The 13147-nt window shown below is 54.7% G+C and carries 11 protein-coding genes; 1 reads left to right on the forward strand and 10 read right to left on the reverse strand.

The annotated features are described in order from the left end of the window. The 5 genes from QMP16_RS14065 to QMP16_RS14085 form a co-directional block, all read right to left on the reverse strand. Positions 1 to 951: an ABC transporter permease gene (locus QMP16_RS14065; protein ID WP_058273051.1), complete on the reverse strand. Its 951-nt coding sequence runs from the start codon at positions 949 to 951 to the stop codon at positions 1 to 3. Continuing rightward, a complete protein-coding gene (locus tag QMP16_RS14070; RefSeq protein WP_058273052.1) occupies positions 948 to 1925 on the reverse strand; it encodes an ABC transporter permease in 978 nt (325 codons plus the stop codon). The genes QMP16_RS14065 and QMP16_RS14070 overlap by 4 nt, the downstream gene beginning before the upstream one ends. A 173-nt stretch (positions 1926 to 2098) precedes the next feature. After that, positions 2099 to 3664, reverse strand: a complete 1566-nt coding sequence (locus QMP16_RS14075) for an ABC transporter substrate-binding protein (protein ID WP_282152889.1) — start codon at positions 3662 to 3664, stop codon at positions 2099 to 2101. Between the two features lie 126 nt (positions 3665 to 3790). After that, entirely contained in the window at positions 3791 to 5371 is a 1581-nt protein-coding gene (locus QMP16_RS14080; RefSeq protein WP_282152890.1) for an ABC transporter substrate-binding protein, read from the reverse strand. Positions 5372 to 5540: 169 nt separating this feature from the next. Next, a complete protein-coding gene (locus tag QMP16_RS14085; protein ID WP_282152891.1) occupies positions 5541 to 6512 on the reverse strand; it encodes an alpha/beta hydrolase in 972 nt (323 codons plus the stop codon). A 465-nt stretch (positions 6513 to 6977) separates the two neighbouring features. On the opposite strand from QMP16_RS14085, the gene QMP16_RS14090 reads away from it, so the two are divergent. After that, positions 6978 to 8138 carry a nucleotide sugar dehydrogenase gene (locus QMP16_RS14090; RefSeq protein ID WP_282152892.1) on the forward strand — a complete coding sequence of 387 codons (1161 nt, stop codon included), beginning with the start codon at positions 6978 to 6980 and terminating at the stop codon, positions 8136 to 8138. 151 nt (positions 8139 to 8289) lie between these two features. On the opposite strand, the gene QMP16_RS14095 is transcribed toward QMP16_RS14090, so the two are convergent. The 5 genes from QMP16_RS14095 to QMP16_RS14115 all read right to left on the reverse strand — a co-directional run bounded on the left by QMP16_RS14095 (position 8290) and on the right by QMP16_RS14115 (position 12941). Continuing rightward, the gene (locus QMP16_RS14095) at positions 8290 to 8454 is read right to left on the reverse strand and encodes a hypothetical protein (protein WP_282152893.1); all 165 of its coding nucleotides are present in this window, start codon (positions 8452 to 8454) and stop codon (positions 8290 to 8292) included. A 347-nt stretch (positions 8455 to 8801) separates the two neighbouring features. Further along, positions 8802 to 10250: a mannose-1-phosphate guanylyltransferase/mannose-6-phosphate isomerase gene (locus tag QMP16_RS14100; RefSeq protein WP_282152894.1), complete on the reverse strand. Its 1449-nt coding sequence runs from the start codon at positions 10248 to 10250 to the stop codon at positions 8802 to 8804. 183 nt (positions 10251 to 10433) lie between these two features. Next, positions 10434 to 11165, reverse strand: a complete 732-nt coding sequence (locus QMP16_RS14105) for a metallophosphoesterase family protein (RefSeq protein ID WP_282152895.1) — start codon at positions 11163 to 11165, stop codon at positions 10434 to 10436. 461 nt (positions 11166 to 11626) lie between these two features. Further along, positions 11627 to 12742: a Hint domain-containing protein gene (locus tag QMP16_RS14110; RefSeq protein ID WP_282152896.1), complete on the reverse strand. Its 1116-nt coding sequence runs from the start codon at positions 12740 to 12742 to the stop codon at positions 11627 to 11629. A 58-nt stretch (positions 12743 to 12800) separates the two neighbouring features. Next, positions 12801 to 12941: a hypothetical protein gene (locus QMP16_RS14115; RefSeq protein ID WP_282152897.1), complete on the reverse strand. Its 141-nt coding sequence runs from the start codon at positions 12939 to 12941 to the stop codon at positions 12801 to 12803. Positions 12942 to 13147: the final 206 nt, after the last annotated feature.

Here is a 13147-nt window from a genome sequence, read left to right on the forward strand (position 1 = left end):
TCACCGCAGCTTGGGGTTCAGCGCGTCGCGCAGCCAGTCGCCCAGCAGGTTGACAGACAGGGCCAGCGCCAGAAGGGTGCAGGCCGGGAAGAACAGGATCCACCACTCACCCGAGAACAGGAAGCCCTGCCCGATACGGATCAGTGTTCCCAGCGACGGTTGGGTCGGCGGTGCACCGACACCCAGAAAGCTGAGCGTTGCCTCGGCGATAATTGCCAGCGCCAGCGAGATCGTGGCGATCACCAGAACCGGGCTGAGGACATTGGGCAGTATATGGCGGAACATGATCGGAATTGGCCCGCGCCCGATCAGACGGGCGGCCTGTACGTATTCCTTGTTCTTTTCCACTAGCGCAGCGCCGCGTACGACCCGCGCAAATTGCACCCAATCAGACAGGGCAATTGCGATGATCAGAACATAAATCGCCATTTCGTTGCGGTATTCGGGAGGCGTGACGCCCTTGGCGATACCAAAGATGAGCATCGCAACCAGAATGGCCGGGAAGGTCAGCTGCACATCGGCAATCCGCATGATGAGCGTCTCGACCCAACCGCCAAAATACGCTGCAACCAGCCCAAGGATGACACCTATGATCAGCGCCAGCATCACAGCTGACACGCCGACAAACAATGAGATGCGCATGCCATATAGAATGGTCGAGAATACGTCGCGTCCCTGATCGTCGGTCCCCAAAAAGAAGGTTTCCTGCGTAAAGGCATTGGGCGTGCCCGGCGGCGTAAAGCCGTTCATCAGGTTCAGCGATGCCGGATCAAACGGATTATAAGGTGCGATGACCGGGGCAAAAACGGCGGCCAGCAAAAGGATCAGCACCACCAGTGAGGCGATCAAGGCAACCGGAGAATGCCGGAAGGACCACGCAAAATCGCTGTCCCAGAACTTGGCAAATCGCGATTTGGTGGGGGCGGTCGGGGTTTCGATGGTATCGGTCATGTGGCCCTCGCGTCGACACGCAGGCGCGGGTCAATGGCATAATAAAGAAGATCGACGATCAGGTTGATCGAAACGAACATGACCGAAATCAACATCAGATAAGCGGCCATGACAGGGATATCGACAAACTGGATCGCGTTGATGAACAGCAGGCCAACGCCAGGCCACTGGAACACCGTCTCGGTGATGATGGCGAACGCGATGATCGAGCCCAGCTGCAGACCGGTGATCGTGATCACGGGAACCATAGTGTTCTTTAGCGCGTGGCGGAAGTTGATCACCCGGTCCGACAAACCGCGAGCGCGTGCAAACCGGACATAATCGGCGCGCAACACCTCAAGCATTTCCGACCGGACCAGGCGCATGATCAGGGTCATTTGATACAGACCCAGCGTAATCGCGGGCAGGATCAGCGCCTTGAGACCAGAAGTCGTCAAGAAGCCGGTGGACCAGTTGCCAATCATAACGGTCTCGCCCCTCCCGAAGCTGGGTAAGAGGTCTAATTCAACCGAGAAAATGTAGATAAGTAAGATCCCAATCAGGAAGGTCGGCAGGGACACCCCGATCAGGGAAACGGTCATGATGACATTCGCAGCAATCCCTTGTCGTCGGATGGCTGTGAACACGCCCAGAGCAATCCCCATGGTGATTGCCAGAAAGCCGGAAACAAAAGCCAGTTCCAGTGTGGCCGGCGCGCGCTCGGCTATGATGGTCGAGACAGGACGTCCCTGACGATAAGACACACCGAAATTGCCTTGAACGGCATTTTTCAGGAACTTGTAGTACTGAACCGGAAACGGCTGATCCAGCCCCAGTTCAGCCCGCAGCCGGTCGATATCGGCTTGCGTACGCTCCTGACCCAGCATGTTGTCGATCGGATCGCCGACAAACCGGAACATAGAAAATGCGACCAGACCCACGACCAGCAGTACGATCACGGATTGGAGCATCCTTCGGACGATATATGCGAACATTCACTTTCCCCATTGATCCGCTTCTCTATGCACGGGTCGGCTAATTGGTCAAGGTATCGCTAACGGGATGGTATCAGAGCGATCCTTATTTCCTGCGTCATTGGCTTTGAGCAGGGTACGATGCGGATTGGCGGTGCCGAACCGGCCCTCGCCAATCCAATGTTTAGACGTTTTCAGTTCACAGTCACCCAGCGCAGCAAAAAGAAGTTATCGGGGCGCTGTGTCAGCTCGACATTGCTGCGCGTGCCCCAGACCAGTGGCTGCACATACATGGGCACATAGACCTGTTCGTCCTGAATGATCTTAGCCACTTCGTCCAGCATGGCCTGACGCTTGGTCTCATCCAGCTCGGATTGGATGGCAGGCAGCAGTTCATCCACGCGTGCGTTCGAGAAGCCGCCGAAGTTCCAGCTGCCCAGCTTTTTCTCTTCGTTTGGCGTCGCGACTAGGAACCGGACCGGGTGTTCCGCGTCAAACGTTCCGGGGCTCCAACCCAGCAGATACATGTCAAAGTTATCCTCGCGCAGCTCGGGCCAGTAGTTGCGCACGGGCATCGCTTCCAGCTCGGCCGTGATCCCGATCTGGGCCAGCATGCTGACTACGGCCTGACACACCGCTTCGTCGTTCAGATAGCGGTCATTGGGGCATTTCAGTCCAAATGAGAATCCATCCGCGTATCCTGCCTCGGCCAGCAGAGCCTTGGCACCCTCAACGTCAAATGCGGGACGTTCGGCATGGGCCGCAGAATAGCCGCTCATGGCTGGGCTCACCAATTGCGAGGCCGCTTCGGCATTGCCGCGCATGATGGTGGCCAGAATGGCATCGACATTAACGGCCTGCGCCACTGCCTTGCGGACGCGCGGGTCGCGGAACGGGTTGGGCTTGCCCTCATCGTCGGTATACTTCAGCGTCTCAGCCTCGTGATCAAAGCCCAGCATGATCACGCGGGCCTCGATCCCCTTGATGACTTCGACATCACTGTCTTCCTGCAGGCGTGCGACGTCCTGGATTGGCACCGGGTTGATCATATCCACATCGCCTGACAACAGCGCCGCAACCGCGGTCGCAGGGTTCTGGATCGGGTTAAACTCGGCGCGGGTGATATTGTGCTCGACGTCGCCCCACCAGCCCTCATGAGGCTCCAGTACGGTTTTCAGGCCAGGCTCACGCTCGGTGACCTTGAATGCACCGGTGCCATTGGCATTGATCGTCGCAAAATTTCCGGCCTCTTTGTCCGGAACGGCGGCATCATTGGCTTCAGTCCAGCCCTGATCCATGATCATCCAGTTGGCAATCGAAGACGGGAACAACGGGTTCGGCGCGGTCGTCATGAAGTCTACGGTATAATCGTCAACGACGATGACTTCACTGATGGGCGCGAACCAGCTGCGCGTATCCGCGGCCTCGCCCGAGGCGCGTTGATAGCTGAACAAAACGTCCTGCGCGTCAAAGGTACTGCCGTCGTGAAAGGTCACGCCCTCACGCAGCTTGAAGCGCCAGCCGTCGCCTTCGCCAATCGGCTCCCAGCTGACGGCCAGGGCGGGCTGAACGCTCATGTCCTTGTCGCGGCGGACTAGCCCTTCGTAGACGTTGTTAAGAAATCCCAGAACCGGAGCCGAATTGACCGCGTGCGGGTCCATGGTTTGCGGGTCCGTGGTGGAGGCCCATTTGAAATCTGCAGCTTGAACACTGGTGGCAGCCAGCATTGCAATGCCAATGGCGCTGTTCCTGAGGATCATTGTTATGTCTCCCTGTTTCTGGGGTCGAGTTTTCTTGGTTTTTGCCGCATGCGCAAGGAAATCTCAGATCGCAACAAAAAACAGGGCGCGAAAATCGCGCCCTGTCTGATCGTCAAAGGTTTTGACTTACTTAATGGTGAAGTATTTGACCTTGGGCTGGTCTTCGGCATCCACTTCAATGCCGACACCGTCAGCCATACCCCAGTTCAGAACCTGGTGATGAATGGGGATGTAAAGCGCTTCGTCTTGCACCACACGCCAGATGTCGGCGATGTCGGCATTCCGGGCGTCCAGGTCGGTGTTCGAAGCGAGCGACTTGATCTTCGTGTCCAGCGCGTCGTCCTGATAGCCGGTGCCGTTCCATGTGCCGATGTCGTCTTCGCGACCGTGGACAAGGAAGTTGAAGATGTATTCCGAGTCATATGTCGGAACACCCCAACCCAGCATGTAGAAATCTGTCTTGCCATCGGTGATCAGCGGGAAGTGCTGCGCCTTGGGCTTTGCGTCCAGATTCACGGTCACGCCGATCTGGCCCAACATCCCAACGGCCGCCTGACAGATCCCTTCATCGTTGATGTATCGATCATTCGGGCAGTCCAACCGGAGCGAGAAGCCATCGGCATAACCTGCCTCTGCCATCAGTTCCTTGGCTTTTTCCAGATTAGTGGCGGATTCACCGTCCATCGCTTCGGTCCAGCCGTTCACGAATGGCGGTGCGATCATGCCCGCAGGCTGCGATTGGCCGCGCATCACGACCTGCTTGATCGCATCACGGTTGATCGCCATCGACATCGCCTGACGCACACGCACATCGGCCAGAGGATTCTTGCCGTCTACGTTGTCTGCTTCGATATCGTCCGCACCCTGGTTCATGCCAAAGAAGATCACACGGTTCTGTGGGGCTTGCTTGACCATCAGGCCATCGGCACCATTGACGCGGTCAATGTCTTGCACCGGCATATCCTGCAGGAAGTTCACCTCACCCGACAACATCGCCGCAACACGGGTCGCAGCGTTCTGGATCGGGGTATAGACAATCTCGGTCACTTCCATCGGGAACTGGTCGATGCCCCAATAGTTGTCGTTGCGCACCATCACGGTTTTGACGTCAGGCTCGCGGCTTTGAAGGACATAAGGCCCCGTACCGTTGGCGTTGGTGGTGGCAAAGGTGATCTCGCCACCCTCGAAATCCTGCACATTGACAGTGTTGTTTGCCTCGGCCCAGCCTTTGTCCAGAATGAACAGGTTGGTCAGGTTCGACGGCAGGATCGGGTTCGGACCATCCGTAACAATCTCGACGGTGTAATCGTCGACCGCGCGCACTTCGGTGATCGAACCGATCAGCTCTTTCATGTCGGAATTCGGCTGCTTTGCCCGTTCAAAGCTGAACACCACATCTTCGGCGTTGAAGTCCGCGCCGTCATGGAATTTCACGCCCTCGCGCAGCTTGAAGACCCAAACATTCGGGTCATCAGCCTTGGGACCCCACTCGGTCGCCAGCGCAGGCTCGAATGCGCCGGTCACGTCGCGAATGATCAGCGGCTCGTACATCTGGTGACGTATTGTGTGTGACGGGCCTTCGTTTTGCGAGTGCGGATCCAGCGTCAGCGCGTCACCAGCACGTGCCCATCGCAGCGTTTCCGCCGATGCGGCACTCGCCATCAATGCGGTCGCGCTGGCAGCGATCATCAAGTTCTTCAGGATCATTATAATCTCCCCGTTTTTTCGTTAGTACCGTTCCGTGGAACGGCAGACCGGTTTTGTCGGTCTTGGTAGTGCTGATCATCCAGATCATTCTGAAGGTTGCAACACCAGATTGTGAACTATTTGGATTTCCGATCAAATTTGAAAAGCCGACATATCGCGAACACCCGATTCAGCGCAGAATGACCGAGCGCTGATGCGGATCATCCGGAAAAACGCGCCCGGATTGGACGCATTGAAAAATATGCCGGAACACCAGGCCCGCCTCGCCGCCCGGCGAAACCGGACCAAAATACTTGTGGCCGGTGGGGGTGTCATAGGCCGTATTGATATCGTCACAGTCGACCTGAAATATGTTATGCGGCGTTCGATCGATATTCTCTGGCCCCGTATGACCCAAACGGCGAGACGCCACTTTGTTCTTGAGGTTTGCTGCCTTGCTGGCCCGCAGCGCGAGATCGTCGGATGCGAAATAAACAACCACATTCCGCGACGCATGGCTGACCAGCACACCGGGCTCATGTTCATGCACGGTTTCATTGACGACATCTGCGGCGACCATGAACGTGTTACGGAACAACAAAGGCACGCCCGACGCCAGATCATACCGATCCCATTCCATCAACGTCTGGCGCAAAACCCGATTGCCCATCGAATGCGCCAGCAGGTTAATCCGTTTCAAACAGGGAGCGATTTCGGGTTCGTTATCCTCACTGTTGCGCCATTCCAGGAAACGCTCCAGCACCCGCGCAAAGGAAAAGCCGCTTTGGTCCGCGGATTTCTGGTCATCCCAGTATTTCTGAACGATCCCCTGCTTGGCGTCGCTGGGCCAGATCAGAGGCAACACCATCACTTCACCGGGTTTGGCCTGATCGCACAGACGCTTAAGCTCGGCCGTTGTTTGAAACACATCGTCGGGCAGGTTGTTGAACCCGTGCAAGTATAACAGGATCTGACGGCAATCGCTGTCGCGCACCCGCCGCAAGAGCTCTTTGCTGGTAATTTCGGTGTGGTGTTCATCCTCGCCTTTTTCACAATAGAACACCGAATTCGAAGGTGCGTTGTTGTCCAGATCAAAGGTGAAGCGACGTCCTTTGCGGGTGCGAATACTCTGGGTCGGGAATCTGTTCGTGATAAAAAGCATGAAAGGCCTCCTGCTAAGGATGGAACCAACCTAACAAGTCGGCTGCACCAGTGACACAGAAAACCCGGAACTCTGACCGTTGCCATGGTGTGTATACGAAAGGAAGTTCACATCGGGCAGTTTGAAAAGCCAATACTGAACTCCCCAATGAAGATCAACATGGCGTGGCCTGCTCGATGAGTTTGATAGTCGGCTAGCTAACCAACCCGACTAATGGACACTTCCATTGTTCTGGAGCTTAACCACTTTCACTCGAAGAAGCTTTTGGAGTTGAACAGATTTTTTCTGTCTCAAAATGGTTCTAAGCTCATGGCTGAAACGCATTTAGCTCAGGCATGCTTCAAGCGGGTCAGACGAAAACAAATATTCGGAACTATAGCGTATGAAGCACACAGGCGCATTTACAATCGACTAACAATATAGCAAGTGAAGTACTCACCGGCTTGCAGAAATGAGGGTAGAGTAATGAAGATTGCGGTTGTAGGTCTCGGATATGTGGGTTTGTCCAATGCGGTGCTTTTGGCACAGAACCACGATGTCACGGCAATCGACATTTCAAAAGAGCGGGTAGAAATGGTCAATTCCGGCCAGTGCCCCATCGTTGATGCCGAACTGGAAGACTTTCTTGCCAACCGAGCGCTTTCGGTTAGGGCAACTACGGAACCGGCTTTTGAAGATGCCGAATTCGTCATTGTTGCGACCCCGACGAATTATGATGTTAAATCCAACTACTTCGATACTTCCAGTGTCGAAGCCGTCGCCCGGCAGGTGAATGCAATCAACCCCACAGCCACCGTTGTCATCAAATCGACGATTCCCGTGGGATTCGTTCAGGCACTACGTGCCGATCTGGGTAGCGACAACTTCATTTTCTCACCGGAATTCCTGCGTGAAGGGAGGGCGCTATATGACAACCTGCACCCGTCCCGCGTGATCGTCGGCGAACGTTCGGACCGGGCGCGGGTATTTGCCGGGCTTTTGATTGAAGGTGCCGAGACCAAAGATGTGGATGTCCTGTTCACTGACCCGGATGAAGCCGAGGCGATAAAGCTATTTTCCAACACCTACCTCGCCATGCGGGTGGCCTTTTTTAACGAGCTGGACAGCTACGCAATGGCCGGCGGTATGAACACCCGCCAGATCATCGAAGGTGTCTCATTGGATCCGCGCATTGGTAGTCACTACAACAATCCATCCTTCGGATATGGCGGTTATTGCCTTCCGAAAGATACCAAACAGCTTTTGGCCAATTACAGCCATGTTCCGCAAAACCTCATTCGTGCCATCGTGGACGCGAACCGGACGCGGAAGGACTTTTTGTCTGATCAAATCCTTATGAAAGGCCCACGCGTCGTTGGTATCCACCGGCTGGTCATGAAAGTCGGAAGCGACAATTTCCGTCAGTCTTCTATACAAGGCATCATGAAACGGCTGAAAGCTAAGGGCGTCGAGGTCATTATTTATGAACCGGCGTTAGAGGAAAACGAGTTTTTCCGATCTCGGGTCGTATCAGATCTCGAAGCCTTTAAGTCCGAAGCCGATTTGATTGTGGCCAACCGGCACAGCCCCGAACTTGAAGATGTCGTAGGAAAGGTGTTTACCCGGGATTTGTTTGGCGCGGACTAAACGGTTTTCACTTGCTCCGCGCTTTTGCGTGATGACCTGAATGATCTGTTTTTTGTTGGGGCCAAAGCCCAACGAGCTAAGCTGATTGAGGGTGAAAATTGGCGCGAGTGCAGTCCCACCGAGGTGGCAATCTGTAAAAAAGTTAGAAGACCTACTGCTCCGACCGGAGCGACAGAGGCGGCATTTCCACCTGTCGATAGGCGATTGTTGGGTTGGACTGCGTTTTAGCCAGTACCATCGCGAGGATGCCGGATGCTGTGGTGCCGGTTGCATGTACGCGCGTTGTCCCCACCAGCAGGATCAAAATCCGATACATGAACTGTACGAGCTTCACCCTGAGCAGTGGTTAGAACAACCGCGCCGCCAGTTTCGACGTAAAGACCGATTGCTACACCGGCCTAGTCGGAGGTGTCTTAAGCGACAAGGGCGCGAGCAAGGCCTAACAGGCTGGAGACCCGGTTGGTAAATGGATTGGTCGTCATTGTGGTTATCTCGCTGTCCGTGCAAGTCAGCGGCACGTTGGGTTCATCCGTTTTACGATCCTCAAGTGCACCATGCGTTGCGCCGTCAGTTAGACCCTGAAATGAAAAAATTGCGCGGCAGAACAAGTGATCCCAGCCGCGCAATTGTAAATCAACGTCACACTGAGACCTCAGCCGTGGTTCAGCCTTTCGCCCCCTGTCCGCGCGCGTATTTGTCTTCGTAGCGCACGATGTCATCCTCGCCCAGATACGTGCCGGTTTGCACCTCGATCAGGACCATCGAGACCGTTCCCGGATTCTCCATCCGGTGCGTGGCCCCGAGAGGGATATAGACAGATTGGTTTTCGGTCACCAATTGCTCACGATCATCGATTGTCACACGGGCGGTACCCTCGACAACAATCCAGTGTTCGGAACGGTGGAAATGGCTTTGGAGGCTTAGCGATGCACCAGGGTGCACATGGATACGCTTCACCTGAAACCTCTCGCCAACCACCAGGCTTTCGAACCACCCCCACGGGCGGTGGTCCTTTGGGAATTCCGTCGCCTGGGGCGCGTTTTTTTCCTTAAGCGCGCTCACCGCCTTTTTGACGTCTTGCGCCCGCGATGCATCGGCAACCAAAACCGCATCATTCATCGCCACAGCGATGATGTTGTCCAGTCCGATACCCACAATTTCCAGCTGCTCGCTATCCGACCGCAAAAGGGTGTTGTGGCAATCAATCGCTGTTGCGCCCCCGCTGGTCACCACGCCTTGTGCGTCCGGGCCGCTTTCGCGCCATACGGCATCCCAGCCACCCAGGTCCGACCAAGCAGCACCGAAAGGCACAACCGACAAGTTTGTTGCCTTTTCCATAACGGCATAGTCGATCGAAATGTCTTCGGCCTGCGCCCAGCTTTCAGGGTTGAGGCGCAGGAACCCCAGATCCGGCGTTGCTGTTTCAACCGCTTCCTTCACCGGTTTTATCAGATCGGGCGCGTGGGCCTGGAAGGCTGCGATGATATCTGCCGCACGAAACAGGAAAATCCCCGCGTTCCATTTGTAATTCCCGGCCTCCAGCATTTCGGTCGCACGGGCCAGATCCGGCTTTTCGACGAATTTCTTCAACGGAACAGGCGCTCCGTCACCGCCCGAACCCGCTGCCAGTTCAAGGTATCCATACGCCGTTTCCGCATGTGTCGGAGTAATGCCAAACGTCACCAATTTGCCTTGTGCAACCGCCTCCAGACCACGGGCAACAGCGGCGTAAAATTCAGCAGCATCCGGTACAACGTGATCGGAAGGGGCAACCAGCAATACGGCGGCCTCATCCTTGGCATATGCATACAGTGCCGCCGCAAGAACCGCTGGCGCTGTGTTGCGACCCTCAGGCTCGATCATGATTGATCTGGGATCAATGCCGATAGCCTGCAGCTGTTCCGCAACAATGAACCGAAAGTCCGAGTTGGTCAGAACCACCGGCGATTCAAATTCCAATTCCGCGTTTGCCCCCGACAACCGGCGGGCAGATGCCTGAAACAGGGTCTCTTCTCCGACCAATGGAACGAATTGCTTCGGGTAGCTCTTTCGAGACAAAGGCCAGAGGCGCGTACCGGAGCCTCCGCAAAGAAGGACAGGACAGATCAACATAAATATGCTCAATAAATTGACGCGGTTCCTAAAATTCCTATTGAAACCGTCATGACCTGACAAGGCTTGCCTTGGAATAGCCGAAAAAAAGGATGTCCTGTGCCACGTGCGCGAGTGAGTTCCGGAAGTTGCACGCCATCGTGAATTTCGAGTGCAATCGACCCTATTTCAGCGTGAAAGGCGCTAATGGTAGGTACTGATGAATGTAGGATCACCGCCATCCAGGCACACGGCACTCAGTACGCCGGTGGCAAAGGCACCGGTATCCACCGCAATTCGTCCGCGCCGCGCTGTGACTTGGTCGACAATAGTGTGACCGTAAACAACCCAAACACCATCTCGTCTGTCGGTAGTTTCAAATTCTGGATGGCCCCACATCAGGGTTTCCTTGGATTGCCGATCGGGGGACGTATTCGGATTTGCACCAGCATGTGCCACAAGAACGTTTCCGGAATAGTCAAAGGCTCTTAGTTCCGTGATCCATTGGACCAGCTCAGGTCCCATTTCCGCCAAAAGATTGTCTCGGCAGGCGACCAGCTCGGCAGCGGTCATCTCGGCGCGCACGTTCCGGACATCAAATGAAGCCAACGTCTGCAGGCCACCATAGCGCAGCCAGCGCGGGCCATACTCCTCAGGGTCACGCAGGAAATTCAACATCATGTCTTCGTGGTTTCCCTTCAGACAGATGAAATCCGGGCGGTCTTGGATCAGACGCAGAACGTCAGCACTGTTTTCGCCGCGATCGACATAATCTCCGACAAGGATGATCCGATGATCCCGAGGAATCTGAGGCAACAGTTTCTGCAACTGCCTTATGCAGCCGTGCACATCACCAATGACACAGGTCGGCGTGTCCGGCATAGGAGCAGGAAAGACCGCGCGTCGCCCGAAACGTTGAATCAGCGATGACAGCACGTTAAGGGTGCCTCCTTAGTGGCTGCTGCGACCGGCTATCATTGAATTCAAGGGCCGGCGGTCAATATCCAAGGCGTCTAACATTTGCGCGCCGGTCTAAGCAAGCTTCATTCAGGCCGTTCGGCAGGCAGGAATTCCCATTCTGATGATCTCCGTGCCTTTTATCCTGAAAACGCCGTTGATCCGGGTACGCCCTTTTTCCATGACCAAGTCTTAAGCGGCTCGGGATAATACGCGGCCATGACGTGACTGAAATAGTCAAAGTCCTCTGGCGCAAGCCGATGGCCACTGCGCGAACTCGAACCCACATTGCACTTGGAGGACAAATTAGCAGAAATTTTCAATCGCGTCCAAAAGCCGGATGGGATGAAATGGGTTTTACCGCCCAAGCGGTGATCAAGCGATCCTTCGGCAGCGCTCTCAAATCTCAAAAGTGACGTAAACGGGTCTGAGACAGATGATCAGCTATAAAGTGGCTTGTTGTTCACCTGGTGCCGTTCAACCAACTTACGCATATGCTTGCCCTTTTTGGGAATGTAGCGCGCGGAAGTCGCCTCGAATTGTGGATCGCAACATTCGGGAAACAAGTCTTTGATTTCTTGTCGGGCTTCTGGAGATACAGTCCTGAGTGCCTCAGGGCCGGTAAACAAGCTTTCCGTCAGCGCCCCGTTGGACCAGATGAGCTCATGCCGATCGAACAGTATGTGAAAGTATTCGACGCTACCCGCGGTGTCGGGCAGAAAGTCGATGCCATCCAAAGGCAACAGCTTTTTTGCCGGTATCAAAACATCTTGACACGCAAACATGCGCATGGCGACAGCTGATGACACCAAAATGCGGTGCTGCTGCGACACAATTAGATCCTGCTTTGGATACCCATCACCCAAGGCATGCGCTCGGATAAGGATAGGCCGAAGCCGTGGCTGAGCTTCAAGCTCTACAAGGCTCAGACTGCGCGATCCGATCCAACGAACCGGTTTATGACCATGATCATGGGTGAGAACCTGATCGCCAACCCGCAGTTCCTCTATCAGAACAGGACCATCCTGGGTTTCAATCAATGTTCCGGCCGCAAAGCACAAAACGTCCACAAACTCGCCGTCTGCATTTGTGGGGCCGGTCACGGACTGGTCGATGGTAATGGTGTTCGATCCGGTATCGTTCCAAGCGTCTGCAATTGCGGCGGAATTTACCGTCATTCCGTTGAACAATTCCAGCGGTACAAGCGCGCCGTTATCCGCTTTCACGCCAAAGAGCTGGATTGTTCCGTCCGGCTCAACGACCAAACGAACAACTGGTTCACCGTTGGTATTTCCAAGTTGCCAAACAGCTGGTGTATCGATTTCGTACCTGTCCCCGTCGGCAAAGCGAACAGTTTGACCCTCGGTACCATTGACTTGTCGTTGGAATTGCAGCTCATTCGGCGCCCCTGCGGGTCCACCAACAAACAAATCCACACCATTGATCTGCAGGCTAAAGCTGTTGTCGAGAGAGTCGAAATCAATAACAAAACCGCCACCAGGAGAAGTATCGGTGAACGTAGTACCAACGCCGCCAGAGATGTTGAAGTTTGCCATGTTGCTTTCGCACCTATTCCGAAAAGTTAACGATTTTTTAACCGCTTACGCCGACTTATCAGATTAAGACATTGGCTTGTTTCTCACCATTGAGGAAGAGGTTTTTTAGAATTTCTATTGCCCTGTCGCTTTCATGACCGTTTGCAACGGAGTTTGCAGTATCAATCGGATTTGGTTCTAGGCTTGAAGCCTGGGTCATTCAGGCGCCCATCACTGAGTATTTTTTGCGTCCTTATGCCACTACAGTGGTTCCCGTTGTGGTGGCTGAACGCAAAGCACTTTGCATGGAGCGAAGTTAACTGCCTGATATAACGCGATTATTACGGTTTTAGGATTTGTGTCTTCGACGTTGCAGGTTATTCGCCTGACGGGGTGCAGGCGTTAAGCAATTGATCCGTGGGATCA

The sequence above is a fragment of the Ruegeria atlantica genome, assembly GCF_947495585.1.
Taxonomy (GTDB): Bacteria; Pseudomonadota; Alphaproteobacteria; order Rhodobacterales; family Rhodobacteraceae; genus Ruegeria; species Ruegeria atlantica_G.